At 56.8% G+C, this 25402-nt stretch carries 24 protein-coding genes and 2 pseudogenes; 13 read left to right on the forward strand and 13 right to left on the reverse strand.

Translation table 11 applies throughout. The features are described from left to right. Positions 1-600: 600 nt before the first annotated feature. The 4 genes from AC13HB_RS00695 (at position 601) to AC13HB_RS00710 (ending at position 4063) form a co-directional block, all read left to right on the forward strand. Positions 601-1350 (forward strand): hypothetical protein, encoded by a 750-nt coding sequence (locus AC13HB_RS00695; RefSeq protein ID WP_482947795.1) that lies wholly within the window; start codon positions 601-603, stop codon positions 1348-1350. Beyond that, positions 1347-2123, forward strand: coding sequence for a hypothetical protein (locus AC13HB_RS00700; RefSeq protein WP_482947796.1), 777 nt, complete (start codon positions 1347-1349; stop codon positions 2121-2123). The genes AC13HB_RS00695 and AC13HB_RS00700 overlap by 4 nt, the downstream gene beginning before the upstream one ends. A gap of 403 nt (positions 2124-2526) precedes the next feature. Continuing rightward, positions 2527-2829 carry a helix-turn-helix domain-containing protein gene (locus tag AC13HB_RS00705; RefSeq protein ID WP_482947797.1) on the forward strand — a complete coding sequence of 101 codons (303 nt, stop codon included), beginning with the start codon at positions 2527-2529 and terminating at the stop codon, positions 2827-2829. After that, a complete protein-coding gene (locus AC13HB_RS00710) occupies positions 2822-4063 on the forward strand; it encodes a type II toxin-antitoxin system HipA family toxin (RefSeq protein WP_482947798.1) in 1242 nt (413 codons plus the stop codon). Before AC13HB_RS00705 ends, AC13HB_RS00710 begins: the two co-directional genes overlap by 8 nt. A 332-nt stretch (positions 4064-4395) precedes the next feature. On the opposite strand, the gene AC13HB_RS00715 is transcribed toward AC13HB_RS00710, so the two are convergent. The 5 genes from AC13HB_RS00715 to AC13HB_RS00735 all read right to left on the reverse strand — a co-directional run bounded on the left by AC13HB_RS00715 (position 4396) and on the right by AC13HB_RS00735 (position 8772). Further along, the gene (locus tag AC13HB_RS00715) at positions 4396-4893 is read right to left on the reverse strand and encodes a PIN domain-containing protein (protein WP_370372839.1); all 498 of its coding nucleotides are present in this window, start codon (positions 4891-4893) and stop codon (positions 4396-4398) included. After that, a complete protein-coding gene (locus AC13HB_RS00720) occupies positions 4893-7391 on the reverse strand; it encodes an N-6 DNA methylase (protein ID WP_482947799.1) in 2499 nt (832 codons plus the stop codon). Before AC13HB_RS00720 ends, AC13HB_RS00715 begins: the two co-directional genes overlap by 1 nt. Beyond that, complete coding sequence (locus AC13HB_RS00725) at positions 7388-7843, reverse strand: hypothetical protein (protein ID WP_482947800.1); 456 nt, start codon at positions 7841-7843, stop codon at positions 7388-7390. Before AC13HB_RS00725 ends, AC13HB_RS00720 begins: the two co-directional genes overlap by 4 nt. A 327-nt stretch (positions 7844-8170) precedes the next feature. Beyond that, positions 8171-8515 (reverse strand): type II toxin-antitoxin system RelE/ParE family toxin, encoded by a 345-nt coding sequence (locus AC13HB_RS00730; RefSeq protein ID WP_482947801.1) that lies wholly within the window; start codon positions 8513-8515, stop codon positions 8171-8173. Next, positions 8515-8772: a type II toxin-antitoxin system ParD family antitoxin gene (locus AC13HB_RS00735; RefSeq protein ID WP_482947802.1), complete on the reverse strand. Its 258-nt coding sequence runs from the start codon at positions 8770-8772 to the stop codon at positions 8515-8517. Before AC13HB_RS00735 ends, AC13HB_RS00730 begins: the two co-directional genes overlap by 1 nt. A 272-nt stretch (positions 8773-9044) precedes the next feature. Between AC13HB_RS00735 and AC13HB_RS00740 the strand changes: the two genes are divergently transcribed. The 3 genes and pseudogenes from AC13HB_RS00740 to AC13HB_RS00750 all read left to right on the forward strand — a co-directional run. Beyond that, on the forward strand, positions 9045-9365 hold the full coding sequence (locus AC13HB_RS00740; protein WP_482947803.1) for a copper-binding protein: 321 nt from the start codon (positions 9045-9047) through the stop codon (positions 9363-9365). A gap of 297 nt (positions 9366-9662) precedes the next feature. Further along, the gene (locus tag AC13HB_RS00745) at positions 9663-10178 is read left to right on the forward strand and encodes a GNAT family N-acetyltransferase (protein WP_482947804.1); all 516 of its coding nucleotides are present in this window, start codon (positions 9663-9665) and stop codon (positions 10176-10178) included. A gap of 12 nt (positions 10179-10190) precedes the next feature. Then, a pseudogene (locus tag AC13HB_RS00750) lies at positions 10191-10751 on the forward strand (GNAT family N-acetyltransferase); the annotation flags it as partial. 160 nt (positions 10752-10911) lie between these two features. Here AC13HB_RS00750 and AC13HB_RS00755 read toward each other — a convergent pair. The 7 genes and pseudogenes from AC13HB_RS00755 to AC13HB_RS00785 form a co-directional block, all read right to left on the reverse strand. Next, on the reverse strand, positions 10912-11604 hold the full coding sequence (locus AC13HB_RS00755) for a transmembrane anchor protein (protein ID WP_482947805.1): 693 nt from the start codon (positions 11602-11604) through the stop codon (positions 10912-10914). 18 nt (positions 11605-11622) lie between these two features. Then, a complete protein-coding gene (locus tag AC13HB_RS00760; protein WP_482947831.1) occupies positions 11623-12303 on the reverse strand; it encodes a HupE/UreJ family protein in 681 nt (226 codons plus the stop codon). Between the two features lie 96 nt (positions 12304-12399). Then, positions 12400-12653: pseudogene (locus AC13HB_RS00765) on the reverse strand (efflux RND transporter permease subunit); the annotation flags it as partial. A 67-nt stretch (positions 12654-12720) separates the two neighbouring features. Continuing rightward, positions 12721-13557: a DUF4198 domain-containing protein gene (locus AC13HB_RS00770; RefSeq protein ID WP_482947806.1), complete on the reverse strand. Its 837-nt coding sequence runs from the start codon at positions 13555-13557 to the stop codon at positions 12721-12723. A 123-nt stretch (positions 13558-13680) separates the two neighbouring features. Further along, the gene (locus AC13HB_RS00775; protein ID WP_482947807.1) at positions 13681-14058 is read right to left on the reverse strand and encodes a helix-turn-helix domain-containing protein; all 378 of its coding nucleotides are present in this window, start codon (positions 14056-14058) and stop codon (positions 13681-13683) included. 43 nt (positions 14059-14101) lie between these two features. Continuing rightward, complete coding sequence (locus AC13HB_RS00780; protein ID WP_482947808.1) at positions 14102-14554, reverse strand: DUF411 domain-containing protein; 453 nt, start codon at positions 14552-14554, stop codon at positions 14102-14104. Between the two features lie 106 nt (positions 14555-14660). After that, positions 14661-15752, reverse strand: coding sequence for an acyltransferase family protein (locus tag AC13HB_RS00785; protein ID WP_482947809.1), 1092 nt, complete (start codon positions 15750-15752; stop codon positions 14661-14663). A 130-nt stretch (positions 15753-15882) separates the two neighbouring features. On the opposite strand from AC13HB_RS00785, the gene AC13HB_RS00790 reads away from it, so the two are divergent. Beyond that, on the forward strand, positions 15883-16545 hold the full coding sequence (locus tag AC13HB_RS00790; protein WP_482947810.1) for a helix-turn-helix transcriptional regulator: 663 nt from the start codon (positions 15883-15885) through the stop codon (positions 16543-16545). 210 nt (positions 16546-16755) lie between these two features. On the opposite strand, the gene AC13HB_RS00795 is transcribed toward AC13HB_RS00790, so the two are convergent. Continuing rightward, a complete protein-coding gene (locus AC13HB_RS00795) occupies positions 16756-17631 on the reverse strand; it encodes a GAF domain-containing protein (RefSeq protein ID WP_482947811.1) in 876 nt (291 codons plus the stop codon). 252 nt (positions 17632-17883) lie between these two features. Here AC13HB_RS00795 and AC13HB_RS00800 point away from each other — a divergent pair, with 252 nt between their 5' ends. The 5 genes from AC13HB_RS00800 (at position 17884) to AC13HB_RS00820 (ending at position 25377) form a co-directional block, all read left to right on the forward strand. Continuing rightward, entirely contained in the window at positions 17884-18753 is an 870-nt protein-coding gene (locus tag AC13HB_RS00800; RefSeq protein ID WP_482947812.1) for a sterol desaturase family protein, read from the forward strand. A gap of 330 nt (positions 18754-19083) precedes the next feature. Beyond that, positions 19084-19503: a hypothetical protein gene (locus AC13HB_RS00805; RefSeq protein ID WP_482947813.1), complete on the forward strand. Its 420-nt coding sequence runs from the start codon at positions 19084-19086 to the stop codon at positions 19501-19503. 42 nt (positions 19504-19545) lie between these two features. Then, the gene (locus AC13HB_RS00810) at positions 19546-20859 is read left to right on the forward strand and encodes a TolC family protein (RefSeq protein WP_482947814.1); all 1314 of its coding nucleotides are present in this window, start codon (positions 19546-19548) and stop codon (positions 20857-20859) included. Continuing rightward, the gene (locus tag AC13HB_RS00815; RefSeq protein WP_482947815.1) at positions 20856-22253 is read left to right on the forward strand and encodes an efflux RND transporter periplasmic adaptor subunit; all 1398 of its coding nucleotides are present in this window, start codon (positions 20856-20858) and stop codon (positions 22251-22253) included. The genes AC13HB_RS00810 and AC13HB_RS00815 overlap by 4 nt, the downstream gene beginning before the upstream one ends. Next, the gene (locus tag AC13HB_RS00820; RefSeq protein WP_482947816.1) at positions 22237-25377 is read left to right on the forward strand and encodes an efflux RND transporter permease subunit; all 3141 of its coding nucleotides are present in this window, start codon (positions 22237-22239) and stop codon (positions 25375-25377) included. The genes AC13HB_RS00815 and AC13HB_RS00820 overlap by 17 nt, the downstream gene beginning before the upstream one ends. Positions 25378-25402: the final 25 nt, after the last annotated feature.

A 25402-nucleotide genomic window follows, 5' to 3' on the forward strand; every position in this document is an offset into this window, starting at 1 on the left:
GGCTACAGACCACCAGCTCCTGAAGCGCTCTTGCCAGCGACTTGTCTGCCGCCCTACGTTGAGGGCGTGCCGGCATGACCGCCGCACATAACCCGCCGGGCCCTAACTTTAAAACTGGGCCACTTGGGTGGGGCAGGCCAACTCCTGAAGGTAAGCCAAGGACCTTCTGTGCAGTAGCAACCGGCGTGGGCTCTTCGATAGCTTCTCAAAGGCGTCAGCTTCGCGCGCGGCCTACGGCAGCTTAATTGTTCTCAGTGGATTGCAAAGGTGTCCCTTGAAGCCAATCAGTCTCGGGCCGCTACGAATTCCCCGAACGCACCCGCCGGCATCCGCGTTATCATGAATTCTGGGCCCAGCCGGCCATGGCTGAATGGGCCGAGACCCGGCGCGCCAATAGCGCGACGGTCGGGCTGCAGCCGCCGATGGAGCCCGCGAAGTAACCGCACGTTGGGACGGGCACATTTCGAATCCCGCTTCCTCAATTAGGCGTTTTGGCAAAGCATGGTATTCAACCAATAGGGGAGATCTGGGGGCTTCAGTCATGGGGCGGAATCAGCTTTTCGAGCGTCGCGCGGTCTATCTGTGGGTGGTGGCTCAGCCATGATCCTCCGCCGCTTCATTCAGCATGTCCGCGAACAGAACTGGTTCGCTGTCGGGCTTGACTTCGCCATCGTCGTGGCCGGTGTCTTTCTTGCCGTGCAGATCGGCTATTGGTCGGAGGCGGTGCAGGAACGCTCGCGCTTTGCTGCCCAACTCGACGCGCTGGAGCTGGAATACCGCGAGCACGAGCTCCGTATCGACGGCTATCGCGCGCGGATCACATCCCAGCTTGAATATGTCCGCAGTGTACGGACCCAGTTTGGCCTGGCTGAACGAACGCTGGATGATGACGCGATCCAGATCCTGCCTCTCAATATCTTTTCCATCCCGAACTTCGCCTGGGGTATGTCCACCCAAGACATGCTGAGGAGCGATACGGCCATGCGCCGGCTCACTCCGCCAGAGCTGCACGACGCGCTAGTCGCCTGGGAAGCTGATCTCTCCTATGTCAGCCGTCTGGAAGCGGCTTCGCTGCGCAATCGCGACCTGGTCGCCATCCCGATCCTGCAACGCTCCACATCCTTCCCGGCCATCGCCGAACATCATGAAATCTCTGGCGAATACGCGCTCGAAAGCCGGTTTCCCAATGATCTCGATGTGCTGGCAGCCAACCGGGAATTCGACGGCCTGCTCGCTGGTCGCACTCTCTTCCTCAGCCATATCTTGACGCAGTTCGACGATCTGGAGCGCTCGACAACAGCCGTGCTCGACGTGCTGACGGGAGAGGATAGTATGGAGGCATCACCATGATACTGCGCCGTCTTATGCAGCATGTCCGTGATCAGAACTGGGTCGCGGTCGGCCTCGACTTCATGATCGTCGTGGTCGGCGTGTTCGTCGGTCTCCAGGTGTCCAACTGGAGTGCCGCCCAGGCCGATTTGCGGCGCGGCGAACAATACGCCCACAGACTGGCCGCCGATCTGGAAGTCGATGTAAACAACCGCCGGACCACTATCAGCTACTATGATGCCGTGAACGCCAGCGCCGAGCGCACGATCGAGCTCCTCGCTGACCCCTATGCCGACAGCCTCGAGCTGGTCGTGAGCGCCTACCGCTCAACAGAATACCAGCTGATCCCGCAAACGCGTTCGACCTGGGATGAGATTGTAGGAGCCGGCGATCTAGGCCTCATGCCTGATCGCGCCGTTCTGGACGGGCTCTCCCAATATTTCGGCGCAGATAGCACGGGACGGGCAGCGGATACCCTGAGTACTTCGGCTTTGCGCTTTCGCGTCAGAAGCACCATCCCTCACGAGATCCAAAAAGCGATCCGGGCGGGATGTAGCGACCATCGTAATGCGGATGGCGATATCATCGGCTTTTTGGCCGAGTGTCAGCTTGATATTGCCAGTGACGATATCTCCGCCGCGGCGGACGCCCTTCGCAACGATCCCGAACTTCTGCCTGCCCTGCGCTATAATTTCTCTGCTCTCAATTCCGCCCGTCTGAACATGCGGGGCGACATCATCATCCTGGAGCGTGTGATCGCCCTCCTGTCCCGCGAGGAGACGGATACTCCATGATCCTCAACCGCATCACCAGGGCCATCCGCGAATAGAACTGGTTCGCCGTCGCGCTGGAATTCGTCATCGTCATCCTTGGCGTCGTAATCGGATTCCAGATCACCGAATGGCGCGCCGCGCAGGCCAATCAGGAAACCGAAGCGATCTATCTCGCGCATTCGCATCAGGACATGGAGCGTACTGTCTGCACGATTCGCAACGAAGCTGCGGACAGTAGGCGCTGGAATGAGCGCGCCCGAAACACTCTGGATGCCTTGAACCTCAATGACCCTGATTTGGTGGATGACACCGGTCTCGAGCTCGTCGCCTCAACCCGGGTCCAGCCCGGCTCGTCTTCTATTAACTTTCTCAATTGTATTATCTGTGATACATAAAATACGATAATGCATTACGGATGATACAAATGCCTGCGCCAACACTGAACATAACACCGGCCGTCAAACGGGAGCTTAGGACGCTAGGCGCGGGATTAAAAAAAGCGCGCGTCTTGCGCAAATTGTCCATGGAACTTGTTGCTGAACGCGCGGGATCTACCCGAAGCACGCTGTACCGGATCGAAAAAGGTGATCCGAATGTTCGCATCGGTGCCTACCTATTGGTCATGCAGGCGCTGGGCATTCTCAAGGGCATTGGCGAGTTCAACGATGAACTCGGAGAACGCCTCGCTGCGGAACAACTTCCAAAGAGAGCGCGCCAACGTGACTGATATTCAGGTTTATCTGGACGCGTTTGGCCAACAGCGCCGGGTGGGAACGCTACGCCGTCATGCAGGAGCCCGCCGAGAGCGGGTCACCTATGAACACGACGAACTGTGGCTCACATCGCCAGAGGCGTTTCAGTTCGACCCCACCATCCCAATGGCCGCCGGCATCATAACTCCCCCTGCGAATAGGGAAATGTTCGGGACCCTAGGGGACAGCGCTCCCGACACATGGGGCCGTGAGCTCATGCGTCGAGCCGAACGGAGGTCCGCTGAACGCGAAGGCCGACCTGTTCGAACCTTGCACGAAACGGACTATCTGCTCGGCGTCTCGGATTTTACCCGGCTAGGCGCGCTACGGTTCAAGCTCGAAGGGCAAGAAGAATTCCTCTCGCCGCAAGCACGCGGCGTGCCAACAACGGTTGCGCTTGGCGATCTACTTGAAGCGTCTCAGCGCATCCTAAACGGCGAAGAGACCGATGATGATCTACTGCTGATTTTCGCGCCCGGCTCGTCTCTGGGCGGCGCTCGCCCGAAGGCATCGATCTTTGATCAGCATGGGCGCCTCTCGATCGCGAAATTCCCGAAAGAAACGGATCAATACTCGATATCGCGATGGGAAGCGATTGCGCTGGATATGGCGCGAGCCTGTGGCATTACCACAGCCGAGCACGACCTTTTGCCATCAGCCCACGGCCCGACTTTCATCACGAAGCGGTTTGATCGGGATGACGACCAGCGCATCCCGTTCATCAGCGCTATGGCGATGACAGAACATGATGATGGTGACCGGGATGGCAGTTACCTGGAGATCGTCGACATCATCACCGATCGCGGCGCCCAGCCCGCGCAGGATCGCATCGAGCTTTTTCGTCGGATCGTCTTCACAATTCTCATCAGCAATACCGATGACCATTTGCGCAATCATGGATTTCTTTGGACAGGCCGCCAGGGCTGGAAACTCAGCCCGTGCTACGACCTAAACCCTGTGCCCGACGGCCCACGCGTCCTGAAAACGCTCATCGATTACGACGACGGCACCGCGTCTCTTCGCCTCCTTCAGCAAGTCGCCGAGTTCTATCTTCGTCCCGATGAAGGTGATCAAATTATTCGGGATTGTGCGACTGTGGTGAGCCGGTGGCGTGAGTTCGCCCAACGTCGGCAAGCGCCAGCGGCTGAGATAGCTCGAATGACGACGGCCTTTGAACACGACGACCTCGCCTACGCTCAGCAGCTCTAGAGACGAGTAGGTGTGCCGCGGCGATTGCGTCCAATGCTCATCATGCGCGTTATCGCGGCCGTGTCGGTCCGACTAGCGATTGAGCTAGTCGTTGACTGGACGGGCTTGTAGGCCTTTGAGGAAGTCGCCAGCCGCACGCCCAGATCCGCTCCGAGCGTCGCCGAGGGTGTCGTCAGACTAAAGCGAACGTATCTCGAAATCCCGCAAACGCCCCTCCGTCAGGCGGCGAGTTGATGCCATTCGGCCAGGGCGGCGTATCCGCAGATAACTTTTCGGAACTATTGGTGGCCACGCATGACCAACCAACGGGTCCGCAAGTGGGGCCAGTGACCTCAAACAATTGACAACCGAAGCTCAGCGATTGCGGCGCTAAAGCGATCGGCGAGGCGCTGATCACTCGTCACCAGCAGGTAGTCGCGTTCGACCGCTTGAGCGACGATCCACAAATCGTTCTCATCGACCTGGAGCATCTGCCCGGTGGCCCGGTCCTGCCAGTTCTCCAACCACCTTGGTGCCCGACGTGACATGTCGAGATAGTGATCTGCCAACCGGGCCTTGACGTCGCCGTACGCTTCGGCGGTATGGCGCCCGATTTCCGCGAGGGGATAGGTTGCCGCTTGGGTGAGCGTTCTACGTATATGGGAGACATCCTGCCCGACACGCTGTGCCGCCTCCATCCCGTAGCGAAGTTCTGCCAGCACCACCACCGATAGATAGACAAGATCCGTTCGAGCAAAGGCTTGAGCGCGCGTTTGGACGGCGCTGAAGTTAGGGCGCCTCCGATCGAACAAAACGGACACGAAATTGGTGTCGAGAAGAATCTGCTCCATCAGCCAAGAAACCTGGAAAGCGCGTCATTCTCCTCATCGGAAACGGGCTTGAACACATCGAGCACCCATGCCCCGAGATTGGCGTTGTGGTCCCTGGTCAGCCACTCGTGAAGAGGAACAAAACCCTTCATGTCCTTAGGCAACCAGCCGTTGAAATCATGCAGCGTCGGTCGTTCGCGCCCCTCGAAATAGGCGAACAGCTGCCGTTCGAGGCGCGGCGGTAGATCGTAACCATCGAGAACGAGAGCATCGATCCACACGAGCAAACGATTAAGCCGCTCATCGCCATCATCGGAAGGCAGCAGTGTCTGCAGTTTTTGCTCGAGTACGGACTGATACTCACGGACGGCTTCCCCGAGTGCTGCGGTGTCGAGCTTGGGCGGCAACGGCATGCTTGCGAGCATAACGTTGGTGAAATCGTGGTCGGTCGAATGTTCTGTGACAAACGCATTGGCGAGCGGTCCGTTCAGGACTGCCGCGAGCGCATGGATGTCATAGTCGGCGGTGGGCCAAATCCCTGTGAACTGTTGGGATGCCCAAAGCCCGCTATCATCGGCTGCCGCCGCAAGCCGCCACGGACCGCGGGACGAGCGCTGATTGTTGATCAGGACCTTCGGTTCTTCCCATGGCTTTTCTAGCGGGCCAAGCCTATGGCTGAGAGCAGGATCCGTACCGAGCCAGACCGGGTTCATCAGGTGGAACGAAGCAAGGCTGTCAGCCGGCTTGTAAATTCCGCGTTCCCGCAACGGCCCGGGTTCGTTGAACACGCCAGCGCGTTGTGAGCGCCACTGGAGACCGCGGGAGATGTCGGCATAGTTGCCAAGCCGGGGGGCATCTTCAAGATAAGACCAAAGAGCGTCCAATTCACCGATCCAGAGGTCACCTTTGAGCGCCGGCCGAACGGCTCTGCGTGCGGACGTTACCGCCCCATCCGTGAGGAAGTGCGTACGACCCGCATCGGTCACGGTCTTCGCGCTCAACCGTACAGGCTTGGAGATGTCCTCCTCAGCCCGACGTTCGGTCGCGATCATGAGCGCACAGGGAAAAGTCGCCTTCTCGAAGATGCGGTCAGGAAGCGAGACGAGGTCGACCCGACGATAGGCGGCTGCGAGGCGTCCACGAAGCTTGCGGTATTTGGCCTGCTGGAGAACGCCACGCGGTAGCACAAATCCGAGGGCATCGGGTTCGGCGTCGATGGCAGCATTGAGCGCGACCATGGCCTTAGACGGTGATGTGGCGAAGGCGTCCGAATAATCACGCCGTTCAACCTTCGTGAAATCCTCAAACGGAGGATTGCAAAGAATGACGGTTGCGCCCTTAAGGAGTGTGTCGAGCGTGCCTTTCTCGAAGAGATCTGCAGAGCGAACATGCCAGCCATTAGCATTGGGATAATCTGCCAGGATCAACGACAGTGTCGCCACCTCGCAGGCGAACACATCTAGCTCCGCCCCGACCAGACGATCGACCAGAAACTGGTGGCGCCGTTCGGCGGACCAATTGGCCGGCAAGAGATCGCGCAGCTCGCGAAGGGCGGCGACCAGGAAAATTCCGGCGCCGGCGAACGGCTCGGCGATCCGCACCGTCTCGGGGTCGTAGCGGGAGAGGTCGATCTGGTTGAGCATGTATTCCGCCACAGGACGCGGCGTGCTGTGTGTGCCGAACAGCTTGCGGGTGTCCGCCGTTACCAACGTGTTTTCGTAGACAAATGCGAGGCTGTCCGACGAGATGTTGCGCAGGGAAATCGCCTTTCGCAGTCTCGCCCAGGCTGCGCCGATGTCATCGGCGGCAATCGCGGCGATATCGTTCCCGAGGGGCCTGAGACCATAGTAGCCCTGAATCCCGTCGAGAACGGCGCTGACATCCTCCTGCTCCCACTGGGAAGCCGCGGGATGCTCACGATCAATCAAGATCTTGGCGGCGAGCAAGCGGAAGGTTAGCCGGAACGCGGATTTTTCACCGTCGCGGCCGGCGTCACGCGGCAGGAGCAATTTGAGCACCTCCGCCATGGTCTGGTGGAGTTTGTGCTGTACTTCCCGCTCGATGGCCGGCAGCAAGCCTAGATCGACAAAATCGAACTGAACCGGACCACGCTGAAGCCTCACCGCCTTTGCTCTGTGCATCGCCTGCGGGGTCCAGCTGTCGTGATAGCGTGTGAAAAGATCAGGCAGCTCATCGACCGGCACGCGCTCGATGAGCCGGGGCGCCGCGCGTGCGCCGACTGCCCACACGCCAATTTCCTCACCGTCGATGGAGAAAAAGACTGGTGCGCCGAGCGCACGATTAGCCATGATGGCCGCCGGGGTGTCCAGCTCGTTCTCGATGACCCCGAAGGCCGCAGAGCGGAAGGATTCGGGGGTTTGGGTGAAGGCGGCGAGTGCGACCGTCCGCGTTTCCGCACTGGGATCGAGAACATCGGCGAAGCTGTAGGCGCGATGCATCGCCCCAGCTTCATAGCCCAGGTCGCGCAGCCCATGTTCAATTGAGGCGAGCACGTTCATCGGACCCGCACCGCGCGAAACAGCGGAAGCTGCTCGCTCTGATCTTGTGGGGCGAATTCGGCCTCTAAAACGTCTAGATGCGGGTCAAGGCGGAGGAACAACGTGTCCGGATCGTCAACGCCGACACGGACCAGGCCCTCAGACAGGAGTTCGCCATGCTCCATAGCGCGAAGCGCGAGCACACAACCGCGAAGCATCGGAAACGGCACACCGGAGAAAAGACCGCGCAGCGCGTGAAGCAAGCCTTTGTGGGCCTGCAATTCGATTCTGAACCGCTCCCGCAGAACTACGGCAATCCGCAATAGCAAGACCGTCTGCCAGCTATAGAGCGCGGGCCGACCAGGCCCCCCCGCCGCGACGTCGGGAGGAATGAGGTCGCGACGATGCGACCATTCCCTCAACTGATTGGCGGTTAGCGCAGTCAAATTCTGAACTTGGCCTGCCGGAATCATGATTGTCAGGCTCCTGAACCGGTATGGTGACAACTCAGACTCCAAAGCGGGCACCGTACCCGCTTTGAAATCATAAGCGGGCACAGCACCCGTTTCAAGTCGTCCGATGGCTCCGACAGGTCCAACGAGATTACGGATCGCAGGTTTGTCCCATTGTAGAACCTCTATGGCCCAACCGAACCGAAGCAGCACATTTGGCCATTTCAAAGAACAAAGCGGGCACATTGCGATGTACGCGCTTTGCGCACCATTGCTCTCCTTGCCGCAATCTAGGAATGTCCCGTCTGCGACCGGATGCAATTTCCGAAACTCACTGATGCGCCACCCTCAATGCTCGCGGCTTAGGTCGGCACCAGTGAGCGCCGCCATTTTTCCGGGCAGATCGGATCGGGCGTGCAGAACATCCACGATGATGACGCAGTCCGTATCCTCGATGAACACGATGAAATGCTGGCCGCAGCGCGTGAAACGCAAATCCTCAGGCAGATCGGGGTCGACCAGTAGGCGGCACCCCCGCGACACGGCCGTGCCCGCGGCAATGTCGTTGCAGCGTGCGATCAGGTCTTCTTCATAGGCGGAAGCTTGTCGCCGGCCAAATGTCTCTAGCGTCCAGCTGGCGATGTCGATGAGCGAAACTCTGGCCTGCCGCGTCAAGCGCCAGGGTTTGGCCATTACGTGCCCGTCCGGGCCGCTGAAAACGCTCGCCGAATGGCGGCCTCTCCGCTCCCCTCCGCCAATGTGCCGGATCGCGCCTGTTCAATGCCGCTGCGTAGTCGCACCCGCAATTCATCGAGCTCGGTTTCTTCGCGTTCGAGAAGCCGAAGCCCTGCCCGCAGCGCCTCCGAGGCATTCTGGAACCGACCCGACTCAATCAGTCGATCGACCAGTTTGGACTGCGTCTGTGTCAGAACTACGTTTCGCGTCACCATCGGATACCCCACACTTGGAGTTGGCAATATATGCCAATGCCGCAATCCTGTCCAATTCACGCGACCTTGGCCCGCCTCTCTTCCAACGCGGTCCCGATATTGTTCTTTGAACTAGAGCTTCAAATCGCGGCAGACCCATAGGTAGAATGTGCTCGCTGTTGCACGCGTTGATTTGTTTTTGGACGATAAACACGGCACGCTCTGAGTTGGCCCGCGTTTGCAGATCCGTTACCTATGGCGAAAGCGTAAACTCAAACCCTCAGGATTGTCACATGCTTAGTTTTATAGCCGCGGCCGCACTTGCCCTATCTGTTACCGACCATCACGGGCAGCATGGCGATCATCATCACGCTGATGCTCAAACCAGTTCGACGGTTGCTGCAGATGTGCGAGCGGTTGATGCCGCCAACCGGACTGCGGTTGTCCGCCACGATGCGCTCACCGAGCTGGGTATGGGGGCCATGACGATGCGGTTCGCTGTGAATGAGAACGTAGATTTCAGCCTGTTTCAGACCGGTGCGGCACTGACGATCACGGTCGTGAATGGCGAATCCGGTTTCGAGATTATCGCGGCCGAAGCACGCGCCCAGTAACTCGAATTCAAAGGCGGGCTCGGACGGGCAAGCTCTGAGCCCGCGTGGTTGAATACGAAGCCGTGGCGCAAGACGGAGGGCCCCCCTCACCTTCGCTATTCGCGGTACTTTCTGGATGGCGAAGGCAATTTGAATCCGGACTCCATACACCCGCCCTCAAACACAATCCGAGTACGTCGCACGGAACTCTCTTCGTGCGGGATTTTGGCTTGGCGTTTGCATCTCTCACGTATGAACGCGTCGAACGCTTGAATTAACTTCAATCCTGTATCGATGCGGCACTTGGAGCTGGTGCAAATGCCTGCGATCGATATCAGCCTGAAGCGCCCGAGCGAGCTTTCAGCGTCCGAACAGGACGCCTGGCGGATATTCGTGCAGGCTGACCCGGCTCTCGGCAGCCCATATTTCGCCCTCGAGTTCGCGCAATGTTGCGAAAAAGCCCGGTCGGACACACGGGTTTTAGTGGCCAGTCGGCGCGGACAGCCTGTCGCGTTCTTGCCATTGCAAACCGGCCGGTTGGGATTTGCGCGACCTCTGGCGGGCCCGTTGGGTGATGTGCACGGTGTCATCGCCGCGCCTGGTTTTCAACTCGATCCCAAAGACCTTCTTCGCCGCGCCGACATCCCCGTGTTCCAGTATCACGGTGCACTGGCGTCGCAGGCCGGCTTCAGATCGGGCGCGCGGGACGTCGAAGGATCCTGGGTCATGGATCTATCCCAGGGCTATGCGTCGTGGGAAGCATCCCGGCAACAGCTCGCACCCAAGGCCATGCGGAATCTACGGGCTCGCCGCCGGAGGCTCGAAGCGCTTTAGGGCGGCTTTTCCTTCGTGATTGCAGATTTCGGAGATACAGCGCTTCAAACCCTCTTGCGCTGGAAAAGCGAGCAATACCGGCGCTCTGGCGTGTTTGATGCGTTTACCGTCTGCTGGATACGCAATCTGCTCGAAGCCGTATTACGGCAACAAAGTGACCTGTTCACGGGTGTCTGCTCCACGCTCTACATCAATGGCCAAATCGCTGCTGTGCATGTTGGCATGACCACCGAAAAGCTGAGCCATTACTGGTTCCCGGCCTACAATCCGGACTACGCGCAGTTTAGCCCGGGCCTGCTCCTGCTTCTGGAAAGCGCCCGACATGCGCCTGCGCTGGGCTGTGAGGGTATTGAGCTCGGCCCCGGTGATTACGGATTCAAGAAGGATCTCGGTACATATCAGGTTGGCCTTGTAGCTGGCAGCCTGGGCACGCAATCCATTCAGAATGTGTCGCAGCGCGTGCTGCGCCGGATTGCCGGTCAAATGTCCAGGGCGCCTTTGGGGGCGCTCTCTCGCTGGCCGCAAAAGGCGCTCAACAAGGTCGATCGACTGTCGGGATTCTACGCCGTATAGCGGCGTTGCTCCAATTGAGACAGGGCGAACAAACCTGATTGGTCCGCTGTCAGGATGATCGAACCAAGGCAGGTTGGGTGGCGGCAACGGATTCTTCTTCCGAGCCAAAGAGCCACCGGCGAGCGCAATCGTCAATTGCTTGGCGGCCGCTCTGGCACAATTAAAACAAGCGATTAATGTCGGAGTATGACCCCCGAGTAAGGAGTGTGACAGTCACAGCGACGTCCGCCCGGTTGCGCCAGAACCAGCCATGGGCACCGTCGAACGCCGCCTCAAACTCGGAGGCGTCCCCGGCCTCGTTTCGACCTTGGCGGTAGCTGATGAAGTTATTTTGAGGATTGTCGCCGTGCAGGTCCGAATTGAGCCCGGCTTGATCGACGGACCACTCGTAGGTGACCACATCACCACGCCGCATGGTCAATTTGACTTCTGTCGCCTCCCCCGGTTGCAAGGTGATCGAGATACTGTCTTGCCATTCCGGTTCTGATGTCACCTGATCCGCAGCGCTAACCGCGTCCGATTCAAAAACGTCTGGATCAGAACTCTCTTCGAGTTGCGTAGCGACGGTCGCAGGTGCCGTCGCAATCGTGGACGCCGCCCTTTGCGCTTCACCTTGATTTTGAGCATCCCGAACGCGGTCGGCCTCCGCTTCCTCAGCGAGCTGGGTCTTGATCTCGCCCATCTCAGTCAAGCCGAGAAGACGCCCTACTCCCGTGGGATCGATCCCATATTCGGCGGGCAATATTGCAACAACGAGCAGTACTACAGCGGCGCCCATCGCGATCACTGTAGATTTAAAAAGTTGTGCTGAGGTCGGCAGGTCTTCGGGTTTCGGCATAGATGAATTGAACATTCTAAGCTCCAGAAATGGTTAGGCGACGAAGAAGCCGGTGAGCTGATATCCAATCAGCACGAAGCCGGCGCTCATCAGCACGGTGTTTGCGAGGAAAGCGTGGTTGGCGAAGGACGCTGTGCGCCGCCAAAAGCTCATCACGATGAGGATGGCCGAGAGCGCCAACAATTGGCCGATCTCTACGCCAATATTGAAGGCGATGAGATTTCCGAGAAGGCCATCTGAGGCGATCTCGTAGTCCAACAGCTTTGTGGATAGTCCGAACCCGTGGAACAGACCGAAGATAAGTGTTGCGGCCTTGGTAGACGGCTGAACATCGAACCAGCGCTGGAAAGCGCCCATATTGTCGAGCGCCTTGTAGACGACTGACAGACCGATGATCGCGTCGATCAGATACGCGTTGATTGCGATGTTGAAGAAGACGCCAGCCAGCATGGTCGTGGAATGACCGATGGCGAACAAGCTGACGTAGATTCCCACATGCTTGAGGCGATAAAGAAAGAAAATCACCCCAAAAAGAAACAGTAGGTGGTCATATCCCGTGACCATATGCTTGGCGCCGAGATACAAAAACGGGATCGGGTTTAATCCCGTAATTTCTTGAATATAGCCTTTGTCGCCCTCAGTGACGCCGTGAGCGAATGCGTCTCCGCCCAAAACAAAACTAAACAGGATTGCAGCGATCCACGCCAATCCAATTTGAGCGGTTCGGCCAGATAAAACCGATAGTCTCAAGGTTATCTCCAGGAATGAGGAACGCCCTCGCAGCACGAGGCTGCGAGGATGTTGCGACGATTAGTCTGCTATCTCAGGGGAAAGCGTGGCCACCTCGTTCGATCTGCCGCGCACAATGCACAACAGATCTGGCAGCACGATCAAAGTCAGCACGGTCGAAGAGACGATTCCGCTAACACGACGGTCGCCAGCGCTCGCTGGGCCTTCGCGCTGGCGCCCACATTGAACGCTATCGGGACGAAGCCAAGACTCGTGACAAGCGCGGTCATTAGGACCAGCCTCAATCGCGTCAGGGCGCCTTCCCGGATCGCTTCATCGATTGGCTTACCCTCTCGTTACATAACAGAGAAGTCAAAGACATTGAGGATAGATCGATATGGCTCAAACTGCCTCTTCTAGATGAAAAGTCAGCGTAGCTTGATCACTATGATAAACACCTGACGGCTCGCTAGGGGCAGAAATCCAAACGGCTGACAACAACACTACGCCCGCAATTGATGGGTCTACTCGAACGACTCCTTCCTCGTTCGTTACCGCGAAAGTTTGCTCTCCTGTATCCGAGTAGATCGTTACCCGTTGGTTCTCGACGGCTTGGCCATAACGGTACAGAGCGAAAGACCTCTCCTCATTGGCAACGCCGATGAATTCCAATGCCTGTCCGAACGGCGTTTGGGCGGCTTCCTGACCCGCCTCGCAGGTGTCGACGCATAAAAACACCTTCGTGTGCTTGGAGTAGCTCCTATTCAAGGGCGGCGATCCTGGCAGATCTTCGAAGGCTTGTCGGATGTCTGCTGGAGCCTCGATCTCATCAAAATAGGCTGCTGCGCCTTCTGGGCTGATTTCGCCAGCGCGCGGATGAGTGCTCATGGCAACAACCGAAAAGCCGCTTTTTTCGGCTTGAAACGACACGGACAGAGCCCTCTCACCTTCTGCGAACGAGAGGTTTTGGACCTGCGTGTTGGCCACTACCACGGACGTGAACGAAACACGGTCGAGCGCAGGCCCATACTCGACGTTGGGAAATTCTAATGCGCTTGTTAGTCCGACCTCGACTGTGTCGCCCGTCTCCCAGAGGTGCCGCTCGGCGGCCAAAAACGTCTTGTGTCCGAACGCTGGTGCGCTGAACAATAACGCGGAAAGCGCGCTGGCCACCCAGGCGCGTCCGCGGTTCGTTGATGGTTTTGCGGAGTCGCGGTTCATAGAAGCCTGTAATTTCATTTTCGTGCTCTCCATACTCAATTGCTGCAACGCCAAGGTTGAAGGCGGTCGCTCTGAGCGGCTTTCAGAAACCTCGGATTTTTGGACGTGAGCGCGTGCTGATGGTGTGCTGATCTATCATCCTCACGCTAAAGTTCTTATCAACTCAATCAGGCGGCGCCGAACACCGCGCCTCGATATGGATGAAAACGCTTTAGCCAGTTCCAGACCATCCGCACTAGCGATGAATTCGTATACGGTCTCGTTGATGCTGTCGGCAGGTGAGCCGATTGCGGTTTCGTTCAGGCCCTCGAAAAAATAGCCGACCTCCACTTGTAGCACCGTGGCGGCGCTAAAAAGTCGGCTTGCGCCCAGGCGATTGGTCCCGCGTTCATATTTTTGGATCTGCTGGAAACTGACACCTAGCTGGTCACCTAACTCAGACTGGCTCATTTCTAGAATGCTGCGGCGAAGTCGTAGCCGTGCACCGACGTGCTTGTCGATGAAGGTAGCCCGTCTCATGATGTGGCCCCTGACGGCCCGGACCATCTGATCCTAACCACAGCTAGCTATACCGCGCGAAGGCTTCGAGTTGATCGTTGCCGAAAGCCCAAACGTTATAGGCTTCCCGATACCCTTGAACTTCCATGCCAGGCGAACCGGCCGGCATGCCCGGAACCGCTAAACCATCTACTGGGGGGCGCTGCTCGAGAAGCCGGCGGATGTCCTGAGCAGGAACGTGACCCTCAATGACATAGTCTTCAACAATTGCGGTGTGGCAGGACCACATTTCTTGGGGCACATTATAGCGCGTCTTGATCGAGGTGACGTCCGCCATATTGCGTGCGCGAACTGAAAAACCGGCTGCTTCCAAGTGATCAATCCACGCATTGCAACAGCCGCAAGTCGGTGACTTGTAAACAAGGACTTCGTTGTCGGCGAAGACGGCGGGCGCGGCGATTGAAGTAAGGCCCAATACGCCAAGTGATTGAAGTAGAAGTCTGCGACGGTCGATCATTTTATCCTCCTCCGCCAACCACTCCATCCAACGCGAGGGTTGACCCAAACCTATTACGTTCAGAACAGCCGCTACCCTCATTCGCCAGAAGCGCTGTGATAGAGCGCTACGGATCGGCCCGCACTATCTGTTTATTAGTGCGACCAAGAACCGAGCGAAGCCCCTGTCCGGTCTTGACCTTCAAACGAAGGCTCGGCTTTTCGACGAACGTCCATGAAAAAGCTGCGATTAAGAACGAGGTCGGCAAGGCGATCGCTCCGATGAGAAGAGGGTGAGCGTCCGATTTAAAATACAAAACGGCCTGCATGATCGGATAGTGCCAAATATAAATCCCATATGACCAATCAGGAATTTTTGACCAGGTCGGTACGCTGCCGAGTTTGGCGAACGCGAACCAGAAAATTAGCGCTGATAGCGCAATGTTCAAAAGAGGTTCAGCCCAAGGGGCTTCGCCTGCCATCAACCAGAGTGGCAGTGCGGCAACTGCCGGCCATGGCATCACGGGAATAGTGTGTCGCCAACCGTGCACTACCATACCCAAGGTGAAGGCCGCTGAAAGCCGCGCAGAACTCATGATTAAGGCCGGGGCGTCGTTCCACAAAAGGCTAAGGGCTAGATATGTGCCGGCCGTCACCGCGAACAGGACGAGGTGAGTGTATTTGTTCCAAGGAAGAGGCGAAAAGAAAATAACCGCAGCGGCAACATATGCGATCATTTCATATCGCAGTGTCCACAACGTGGCTGAGAATTCTCCAGCCCACGGCAGGTCGGTAAAAATTCCAGCAGGGCCTTGCGAAGTGTCTAAGAACCCGAGCACCTGAACGGGAAACAGCCATGTTTGACCGCTCGACCAGTACTCAGCCATCGTCATTTCGGTAAAATAGGGCCCGAAGATAAAGACAGCCGCAAGGGACAGGAAAACCAATGCTGGCATGATGCGAAGTGCGCGAGAGGCGGCATAGGTAAATACATCTGCGCGGCGTTCCAAGCTGTCCGCGATCAAAAAGCCGCTCAAAATAAAGAACGCATTGACTGCGATGTAGCTAAGCGACCATCCATTCACTGCCAGCGGCGGCGGCGGCAGTGGGCCTTGGGTCACAATGATGGCGTGCTCAACCAATACCGCCGTAGCCAGTACGAACCGTATGGGTGTGAGCCTATTGTCTCGACCTACATAGGCTTGACCGATTGTGGACATCGCTGGAATGTCGCCCCTCCTCCCATCGTATCTTGTGATTACGCGACAAAACGACGCTCCCCTCAAAATTAGTTCCAACAACCAACCAAACGATTAAGTCCCACCAAATTGCTCAAGAAATTATAGCGCCATGTCTGCGTCCAAAAAGGAAAACTGGTACGGCAAGCTGCGTGTTGAGCCGGGTTGGGCGCATTACCAGGGGCCAATTGGTGATAGCGAAAGGCATGCGCACTACGCGGTCCAGTTGGTCTTTTCGCCGAGTGCAAAGATCCTGGCGGTCGATGAAGAACTCTGGTCGATTGCCCGCAATGTCAGGGCGATTCCAAGTGGGGTTCAGCATGTTGTTCAAGCAAGCTCAGAGGTCAGCGATCTTCTCTTCGTCGAGCCAAAGCTTTTTGAAGGCAACAAGATCCGGACGGTCAAAACCATACAGGTCGTCACGGTCGAGAATATCATCGCGCAGTTAGAGAGTGGGCCGCTGGCTAGTTTGCCAGATCGGTTCGCTGCCATTATCGCGTGTCCAAACGGGGAATTACCGGCCGGGTTTTCAGCGCGAGACGCGGCGGCGCGCCTAGGATTGTCTCGATCGCATTTTTCCCATTTGTTTCAACTCGAAATGGGTTTGCCGTTTCGTCAGTGGGTCCTTTGGACACGCCTTAAGCAAGCGGTGCTTTTGGTCATGAGCGGGGAAAATCACACACATGCCGCGCATGCGGCGGGGTTTTCCGACTCAGCGCATCTGGCCAGAACGATGCGCCGGATGTTCGGGATCTCGATTAGCGCGTTGTTCTGAGCGTCATAAAAGAGAGTGAAGAGTGTCTTTTCTTGATCCGTAGATTTCGTTTCAGTAGGCGTAGCTCTCTCTTCGACCGAAGCTTGGAAGCACACAAAATGAATAGAGACCTAATTATAAAAGTGGGAGCTGATCGGGCCGGGCTATCGCTCCGATCAGTCGGTGCACTGGGCAGGTTCCGTCGAGTGCCCGGCCCTTTCTAGCGAGTGTTTAGGCCAGCCATAGGCAGCCAAAGATGCGATCTGAGCAACCAGATTGTGAGGCAATTTGTAGTGAGAGCCGCTGGCCGAGCACGGTTTGGAAGTGCACGATGTTCTCTGACTGGTCTTGGTTGTGTCGCTCGAGTTCTGACGAAACTGCCGAGCGATCCAATTCGCTGACAGTCGCCGCAAATTGCGCTTCATCAATTCTGACCTGAGCCGGCGGCAGTCCAAGTAATTTCGCCGCGTTGTCATTCAAAGTAAGCGTGTGTTTGAATCGATCATACACAAAAGTCCCTAAACCAAATCGGCTCTCCGCGATTTCTACGAACGCGCGCTGAGCGTCCAATTGCTGATTCAGGCTATCGGTCTCTGTACGCAGGCCTTCCAGTTGGTTCATCCCCCAGACCAGCTTGGATTCCCCGACCTGGAAAGCGTACAAAAAGCGTTCTGGGCGCTCAATAGGTGTCGCCCACATCGCCGCAATTAAGCCGATGCATTGACTGCCACGAAATAGCGGCATCCCAACATACGAATGAAGATCGAATGTTGCCAAGTCTCGGTCCGCCGGGAAGCGGCTTTGGAGTTCTTCCGTGACCAAATACGGAGCGTGATTTCGAAAGACCTGCTCGCAAGGTGTTTTTTGAAGAGGATATTCATAATGCGTTGCCCGTTCAGAACGGTCGTAGAGCGCGTAGGCCTGTACTGGGTCATCCGCAGATACGATGCGGCTGATTAAAACCATATCGGCGTTCATTGCGTGGCCGGCCGCCAGAACAAAATCGTCGAGAAATCGAGCGCCGGGTGAAGCGATCAACTCCATCGCTATCTCCTGGACGATCGTCTCGGCCGTCGCATGTGGTAATCTTGCGTAGTTGATGGACATCTTCACTCCAAAGAGCGCCGAGTCGTCGCATTAAGCCACAAAATGGGCTGATCTCAAACTGATAAACTTGAACCGCGAGATCACCGAAACTCTGGCTCAGTCTGCCACTCGGCAGGCCCTATTACGGTGGGTCTGGCCTCGTTTCTTGATATGAAAATCACGCAGTCGCGCGCGCCATCAACGACCAGCGAAACGTTCAAGCTCCAGGGCGTCTGATTTGCTCTTCTGTTCCAAAGCAGAAAGAGCAATGTGATGACCAAGGCAGCAATAAGATGGGTCTTTCGGATCGGACTTGTTCCCGGGATTTTGCTGGGAGGAAACGCAGCGGCAGTTGCCATAGTTGAGAGCGGGGCAAATCACGTGTGGCTCGCCGCGCTTATCCTCGGCGCTATCGTCCTTTCGTTCACCGCGGAAGAGATCGTGCCGTACAATCCAGATTGGAACTTGAGCCAAAACGACAGAATTCGTGACACTATCCATTTTATAGTCAATGAAAGCGCAAATTTTACCTCGGTATTGGCACTGCCCTTTCTTGCCGGGGCGATGCCGCACCTCGATGTTTGGCCGGACGCTTGGCCGGTTTGGGCGCAACTTTTGCTCGCGATAGGAATAGTCGATTGCGGAATAACGCTCGCCCATCTGGCGAGCCACCGGATCCGCTGGTTGTGGCGCTTTCATGCGGTGCACCATAGCGTCAAGCGGATGTATGGCTTTAATGGGCTTATGAAACATCCCATCCACCAAATTATTGAGGGGATTTGTGGGTTCGCCCCGCTCATTTTAATTGGAATGCCTCAACCAATCGCGTGGTTACTCATCGTTGCGATCGCTCTGCAGTTGGTGCTTCAGCATTCGAACGCAGATATCCGTATTGGTCCGTTTAAGTACATTCTCGCATTGGCGCCGGCCCATCGGTTTCACCACCTAAATTCAGCCCGGGACGGAGATGTCAATTTTGGACTTTTCACTATGGTTTGGGATTGGATTTTGGGCACAGCGTCGTTTGATCCAAAGCGAAGGTTTGCGTCGGTGGATCTCGGCATTGAAGATGACGAGAACTACCCGACAGCGTACGTTTCTCAGCTGATTGAGCCGTTTCGAGCCGAGCGCCGCAAGGACTGAAAGAGATGGGTTGGTACGCCGCGGCACCTTAAGGCCCGGCTCGGTCGAGGGCCATTCTTGACTGCTGGCAGCACCTGGAGGGTCTGGTGCGCTTTATCAGTCCTGAATGAAGGTCTCTGGAAGCGGCAACGGGGCGCCCCGTCAGTGTTGGAACGACGCATTGGCTTGGGTTTGGCTGCGCTGCGCCTGCAGGCGCCGGGCCAAAACGTAGGCCCGGCTTGGTCGCCTAGACGTGCTTGTATTGCGCAGTATTCGCGTTAAACAGAGCAAAAATGAACTGTCAAAACGGAATCTATTGTAGATCTACACCTACTTGTCCGCAGCGAGTTGTTGGTTTTCGAGCGTTTTGAAACGATATCTAATTGCACTGGCGCGCGGGTCGCTGAGAAAAAGCTTTATTTGCTAGGGCTTTTCGATATGGTCATCGGCATGTCTCAGACGGTGAAACTGCTGTTGGTGCTTCTGGTGCTCCTCGCTTTTGGTGGCGAAGGAGTGGCTAATGCATTGCCTGAGCACGACCATCATTCTGAGTCTGTCTTAACCGAAGGGCCTCTTGAGACGCCCGAAAGCGAACACGGCAAACATGCTATCCATGGATGCGGTGTGTGTCACCACATGGTTGATGGACGCCTGCTTGTGATTGGTGTTGTGGCAGTCGCCACTGACCATAAATACCATTTCACGGGCGACCGCATGTCGTCGCGAGCTCTTGAGCCGCCGTTCCAGCCGCCGATTGAGGTTTCAGTCTGACCAAATCGTCTAACTGAAGCTAACAATCGGAAATTACATTAAATGAAATCAAATATTGTCGCCTGGCCAAATTGGCTAGGACGGAACGCTGTGGCAGCGATAGTGCTTGCCGGAGTCTCCATCGGCGCAGCTGGAGCCCAAACGACCTCCGCTGACCCGCTCAACCTATCTGGTGCGCTAAATCTCGCGCTGGAGAATAACCCAATCACTGGAGCGGCGCGTGCAGAAATACGCGCCGCCGAAGCCGACGCACTTCAGGCCGGGCTGTGGGATAACCCCACTCTTGGAGCAGAAGTAGAGGAATTCGGATCTGATCGCGGAGGTATCGGCGATGCGGATACGACCTTATCGATCAACCAAACGATACCGATCGGCGGTGACCGTGGGCGCGCTCGCGATGCCGCAAACGCTTGGGCGAGTGCTGCAAGCGCGGATTTTGCACTTCAACGAAACCGTCTCTTAGCGAGCACTGCGCAGGCCTATGTCGCTGCACAAGCGGCGTCAGAAACTCTGTCCTTGCGTATGGAGTTGCTGGAAATTGCCAATGACTCCGCTGATGCGATCCGTTCGCGTGTCGAGGCCGGCCGGGCTTCTCCGATCGAACGGAACCGAGCAGAAATGCTCGTTGGACTGGCAACAATTGCTGCCAACGATGCTGCGAGCGCCCAATCAGCAGCCAACAATGAACTCGTTGCGATTTGGTCTGGGCTGCCGGTAAGTGGAGAGCTTGCGCCTCCGCTTCAGAACTTTGACCTAGACGCCTTCGCCGATGCGCAACCCGAGAGGTGGATTTCTAGCAATCCTGAGCTTCTCCAGCTTAGAGCTGTGACGCGTGCGCGCGGCCAAGAAATTCGTCGAGAGCGTGCCGCTGCAATTCCGGATGTTACCGTAGGTGCCGGCGTTCGGCGCTTTGGAGGCACCGACGAGACAGCATTTGTCGCAACCCTTGAGGTCCCTATTCCGGTTCTAAATCGCAATCAGGGTGGCGTTGCTGCTGCGGCATCGCGCGAAAATGCGGCACGGCTCAATGAAGAGGTGATGAGGCGGTCATTAATCTCTCAATACGCCGCCGCTGCCGGTCGTTTTGCGCGTGCTCAGTCGACCTACATCCAACTCAACGACAATATTCTTCCGGCCTCCGAAAACGCGCTTAGCGCAGCTCAAGAGGCGTATCGCGAAGGCGCAATGGATGTCCTCAATTTCTTGGATATCCAGCGGTCGTACTTCGACGTCCGGGTTGATCTGATTTCTGCACGCGCCGATCTGGCGCGTGCCGCGATCGAGCTTGATGCCCTGGCAGGCGCACCGCAACTCAATCGACTGGTCGAAACCAACTTAGAGGAGGCAGTACAATGACCAAAAACAAAATCAATCTCCTGCTGATTACGGCCAGCATTCTGGCCCTAGCGGCATGTTCTCCCGAGGGTCAAACCGACGGATCTCGATCTGCCGAACGTCGCAGCGTCGATGGCGCGACGGAAGCACAAACTGGGCATGACGATCATGACGACCATACTGAGGCGGAGGGCCATGGCGAAGATGACCATGGAGATGACGAACACGTAGATGATAACGACGATGGGGAGGACGCAAGTCGCGCACACTCCGAGGGCGAAGATGACCATGGCGATGGCGATCACGGCGACGAAGACGGTCATGGAGAAGAAGATGAGCACAGCGAGAGCGCTGAAGTTCACCTCAATGACAGCCAAATATCTGACCTAGGAATTGTCGTGTCTGCGGTCTCAAGTGGTGCCGTTGATGGCATTCTTGAATTGCCCGCGGAAGTCGGGTTCGACCAATATCACCTCGCGCACGTATCGCCGCGCGTCTCTGGCATCGTGCGTAGTGTCGCGGTGGCTGAGGGTGACCGCGTTGAGGCGGGAGACGTGCTGGCAGTTTTAAACAGCCGCCCACTCGCTGACGCCAAAGCGTCTTACCTTTCGGCGCGAGCTAGATTGGACCTCGCCGAAAGCTCTTTCGAGCGTGAAGAGCGTTTATGGGAACGCCAGATCTCTGCGGAACAGGACTTCCTCGACGCCCGACGGGCGCTTGAGGAGGCTCGAATCGAGGTTCGCAGTGCCGGCCAACAACTTGATGCTTTGGGCGTCGACGTCGCGTCACTACCGCGCATGGTGGCATCGTCAGATGTATCGTTAACCCGATACGAGCTGGCGGCTCCGATCTCCGGCACGATTATCGAGCGCCACGCCGTGCTTGGAGAGGTGTTGGAAGAAGGTGCTCAGCCTCCTGCCTTCATCATCGCGGATACCGACTCTGTATGGGTTGATGCCGCGATCTACGGTGCTGATCTTGGACGCCTTCGCTCAGGTGCACCAGTCTCAATTGACCCTGGCGATGGTGGTCAAGCCATCGAGTCAACCATCGACTTTGTGAGCCCTCAAATCGGGGAGCGCACGCGAACCGGTCGTGCTCGGATCGTCATTGAAAATCCAGGAGACCGGTTGCGGCCCGGGATGTTTGTGACGGTGTTTGCGGCGGCTTCTGATGCCCAACCGACAGTGCGCGTTCCAGTTACAGCGCTCCAGACAGTGGATGGCGAAACGGTTGTTTTCGTGCGCAGCGTGGATGGTTTTGAGGTTCGTGAAGTTCGATTGGGGCGAAGATCGGATCGCTTCGCAGAGATCCTGTCCGGCGTCAGCCTGGGCGAGATGATCGCGACTACCGAGACGTTCTCGTTGAAAGCAGAATTGCAAAAAGGGGAGTTCGACGATGGACACGCGCACTAACTCCTCACAACAGGCCGCCGGTTTGACGGGCTTGCTACATCGCATTGCCGGAGGGCGCCTTCTTGCGGCTCTTGCATTCGCATTCGTCTTGATCGGCGGAATTGTCACCTTTCGAACCATGCCCGTGGACGCGTTTCCGGACGTGACACCGACGCTTGTACAGGTGTTCACAGAAACCGAAGGGCTCGCTCCGGAGGAAGTCGAGCGATACGTCACATTTCCCGTAGAAACGTCCATGAATGGACTGCCTCGGCTCCGCGAGGTGCGGTCGACCTCAAACTTCGGTTTGTCGGTCGTCAACATCTACTTTGAAGATGGCGTTGATATCTATTGGGCGAGGCAACTCGTTGGTGAGCGGTTACAACAAGCCAGAGAAGAAATTCCCGAAGGATTTGGTGACCCCGGAATGGGGCCCATCACCACCGGGCTCGGCCAAATTCTCTTCTACTTCCTGCAAACCTCAGACGAAAACCTCGACGGTGTTCAACTGAGGACGTTGCAAGATTGGCAGGTCAAATTTGATCTTCAAACCGTCGGAGGCGTGACAGAAATCCTGTCACTTGGTGGATTTGAGCAGCAATATCAGATCAATGTTCGCCCGGACGCCCTGCTTCGATACCAACTAGCGATCGAAGACATTGTCGCGGCGGTTGAAGCCAATAACGCGAATGCTGGCGCTCAGTTTCTCATTGAGAACAGCGAACAATACACAGTCCGTGCGGTTGGCTTGGCCCAAGGAATTCACGACCTTTCCGACATTATCGTTAAGGTCGAGGACGGCGTGCCGGTTCGTGTTCGCGATATCGCGAACATCGAAATCGGAGGCGCCCCGCGACAAGGCATGGCCACGATGGACGGTGAAGGCGAAGTCGTCGCCGGCCTCGTGCTGAAATTGCTCGGCGCAAACACGAATGAAGTGATCGCGCGCGTTCACGATCGGATGGAACGGATCAATGAGTCCCTTCCGCCTGGCGTGACCGCTGTTCCCTACTATGATCAGTCGGAGTTGGTGGGGGCTGCGGTTCGTACCATGACCACGGCCTTGTGGCAGGGCGCGCTGCTCGTCGCAGTGATCTTGTTTCTCTTCCTTAGAGGCTGGCGTCCAAGCTTAATCGTGGTCGCCTCCATCCCATTTTCGGTGGGCTTTGCGTTACTGGCGATGCAGTTCTTCGGCGTGTCTGCAAACCTCATGTCCCTAGGTGGCATCGCGATCGCCATCGGAATGATGGTGGATGGCGCGGTGGTGATCGTGGAAAACGCAAACCGCATCCTGAATGCGTCAAGCGAGAGCGATGACAAGCGCACGCTCATAGCGCGTGCGTGCGCGGAAGTGTTGCAACCGCTTATATTCGCAATCCTGATTGTGGTGATCGTGTTCGTCCCGATCCTGACCCTTGAGGGGGTAGAGGGTAAGACGTTCCGACCTCTGGCGTTTTCGGTTGTTTTCGCAATGGCCGGGTCGTTGGTTTTCGCTGTGCTCCTTGCACCGGCGGCGTCAATGCTTGGGCTGAAGATCGGCAAAAAGTCGTCAGATTCTGATGAGCCTGACTTCTACGAACGGCGGTTTGCGCCACTTGTGCGTTTTTTCGTTCATAAACGGTGGGCCGCGCTCGTACTTGCGGCCGCAATGCTCATGGTTGGCGGCGCGATTTTCCCGCGTTTGGGTTCTGAGTTTACGCCACGAATGAATGAAGGCGATTTGCTCGTTCGATTGACAATGGCTCCGTCGATTTCACTGCCGGAAGCTCGGGAGACGGTAACGCGCTTTGAACAACAACTGCTGTCTAACTTTCCTGAGGTCGAGCGCATCGTTACGCGTATCGGCCGCGGGGAAGTTGGTGCGCACGCTGATCCTGTCAACAGTGCGGAGGCTTTCGTCGCTCTCGCACCGCGAGATGAGTGGCAAACCGCAAGGACGCAAGAAGCGCTTCTCGCGATGATGAGTGAGAGCTTCGAAGCGTTCCCAGGGGCCCGGTTTAACTTCACGCAGCCCATTGCTGCTGCAACCGACGAGTTGTTGACCGGAACGAAAGCTGATTTGGCGATTAAGCTGTTCGGAGAGGACATGGCTGTCCTCGAGGACTACGCAGCGCAAATTGCAGGCGTCATTCGTGACATTTCAGGATCGGCCGATGTTCAAACCGATCAGGTAACAGGCGCGCCGCAACTCCGGATCACCGTGAACCGAGAAGCGATCAGTCGGTATGGCTTGAACGTTGAAGATGTATTGTCTGTGGTCCGCACTGCTATCGGTGGTGCGCAAGCGGGGCAGGTCTTCGAAGGGGTTCGGCGGTTCGACATTATCGTTCGTTATCGTGAGCAAGACCGTTTGAATGCCGAGCGCATAAGCCGGATCGTTCTCAACGGCCCAGGTGATGAGATAATTCCCTTGAGCCAAGTTGCGAGTGTTGAACGGATCGAAGGGCCGCGCCAGGTCACGCGTGAAAATGGCCAACGGTACATCACGATCCAGACCAATGTCCGTGAACGCGATATCGGATCGTTTGTAGCGGAAGGCCAAAATGCCGTTGCTGGAAACATTGAATTGCCTCCAGGGTATTTTGTTGAATGGGGCGGCCAGTTCGAGCTTCAGCAACAAGCAAATGCGCGTTTTGCGATCGTGATTCCAGTCACGCTTGGTGTCGTGTTTTTGCTTTTGCTGTTCAGCTTTGGTCGCTTAAAGAGCGCTCTGCTCATCATTGCCAACATCCCGCTGGCCCTCGTCGGAGGAATAGCGGCGCTCTGGCTGACGGGGCAAAATCTATCGGTCCCGGCATCGGTTGGCTTCATTGCTCTATTTGGCATCGCTCTAGGTAACGGCATGGTCTTGGTGTCTTTCCTAGACCGGTTTGCCAAAGAGCGGCTGGATGTTGATGCCTTCAGTGTCGAGGCTGCGGTACGCCGTGCTCAACCTGTCTTGATGACGGCGACAACCACCGGACTTGGTCTGATGCCGTTGTTGTTTGCATCGGGGATTGGCTCGGAGGTTCAACGACCGCTCGCCGCCGTTGTTATCGGCGGCCTGGTCACCTCGACCGTTCTGACGTTGTTGGTACTGCCAGCTGTCTACAAATGGTTCGCGCCACATCCACAAAAGCGCGCTCAAGAACGCCTGTCGACCTAACCGAAGACAGGTGAGGATCTGGTGG

Source organism: Maricaulis sp. B-26 (genome assembly GCF_056857855.1).

What these genes read in the sequence shown, in the direction of transcription:
- AC13HB_RS00755 (WP_482947805.1), bottom strand. Translation starts at nt 11,604, where the DNA reads ATGTTCAATTCATCTATGCCGAAACCCGAAGACCTGCCGACCTCAGCA.
- AC13HB_RS00780 (WP_482947808.1), bottom strand. Translation starts at nt 14,554, where the DNA reads ATGATCGACCGTCGCAGACTTCTACTTCAATCACTTGGCGTATTGGGC.
- AC13HB_RS00810 (WP_482947814.1), top strand. Translation starts at nt 19,546, where the DNA reads ATGAAATCAAATATTGTCGCCTGGCCAAATTGGCTAGGACGGAACGCT.
- AC13HB_RS00795 (WP_482947811.1), bottom strand. Translation starts at nt 17,631, where the DNA reads ATGTCCATCAACTACGCAAGATTACCACATGCGACGGCCGAGACGATC.
- AC13HB_RS00770 (WP_482947806.1), bottom strand. Translation starts at nt 13,557, where the DNA reads ATGAAATTACAGGCTTCTATGAACCGCGACTCCGCAAAACCATCAACG.
- AC13HB_RS00735 (WP_482947802.1), bottom strand. Translation starts at nt 8,772, where the DNA reads ATGGTGACGCGAAACGTAGTTCTGACACAGACGCAGTCCAAACTGGTC.
- AC13HB_RS00820 (WP_482947816.1), top strand. Translation starts at nt 22,237, where the DNA reads ATGGACACGCGCACTAACTCCTCACAACAGGCCGCCGGTTTGACGGGC.
- AC13HB_RS00700 (WP_482947796.1), top strand. Translation starts at nt 1,347, where the DNA reads ATGATACTGCGCCGTCTTATGCAGCATGTCCGTGATCAGAACTGGGTC.
- AC13HB_RS00720 (WP_482947799.1), bottom strand. Translation starts at nt 7,391, where the DNA reads ATGAACGTGCTCGCCTCAATTGAACATGGGCTGCGCGACCTGGGCTAT.
- AC13HB_RS00790 (WP_482947810.1), top strand. Translation starts at nt 15,883, where the DNA reads ATGTCTGCGTCCAAAAAGGAAAACTGGTACGGCAAGCTGCGTGTTGAG.
- AC13HB_RS00800 (WP_482947812.1), top strand. Translation starts at nt 17,884, where the DNA reads ATGACCAAGGCAGCAATAAGATGGGTCTTTCGGATCGGACTTGTTCCC.
- AC13HB_RS00715 (WP_370372839.1), bottom strand. Translation starts at nt 4,893, where the DNA reads ATGGAGCAGATTCTTCTCGACACCAATTTCGTGTCCGTTTTGTTCGAT.
- AC13HB_RS00740 (WP_482947803.1), top strand. Translation starts at nt 9,045, where the DNA reads ATGCTTAGTTTTATAGCCGCGGCCGCACTTGCCCTATCTGTTACCGAC.
- AC13HB_RS00705 (WP_482947797.1), top strand. Translation starts at nt 2,527, where the DNA reads ATGCCTGCGCCAACACTGAACATAACACCGGCCGTCAAACGGGAGCTT.
- AC13HB_RS00815 (WP_482947815.1), top strand. Translation starts at nt 20,856, where the DNA reads ATGACCAAAAACAAAATCAATCTCCTGCTGATTACGGCCAGCATTCTG.
- AC13HB_RS00785 (WP_482947809.1), bottom strand. Translation starts at nt 15,752, where the DNA reads ATGTCCACAATCGGTCAAGCCTATGTAGGTCGAGACAATAGGCTCACA.
- AC13HB_RS00725 (WP_482947800.1), bottom strand. Translation starts at nt 7,843, where the DNA reads ATGATTCCGGCAGGCCAAGTTCAGAATTTGACTGCGCTAACCGCCAAT.
- AC13HB_RS00775 (WP_482947807.1), bottom strand. Translation starts at nt 14,058, where the DNA reads ATGAGACGGGCTACCTTCATCGACAAGCACGTCGGTGCACGGCTACGA.
- AC13HB_RS00695 (WP_482947795.1), top strand. Translation starts at nt 601, where the DNA reads ATGATCCTCCGCCGCTTCATTCAGCATGTCCGCGAACAGAACTGGTTC.
- AC13HB_RS00730 (WP_482947801.1), bottom strand. Translation starts at nt 8,515, where the DNA reads ATGGCCAAACCCTGGCGCTTGACGCGGCAGGCCAGAGTTTCGCTCATC.
- AC13HB_RS00745 (WP_482947804.1), top strand. Translation starts at nt 9,663, where the DNA reads ATGCCTGCGATCGATATCAGCCTGAAGCGCCCGAGCGAGCTTTCAGCG.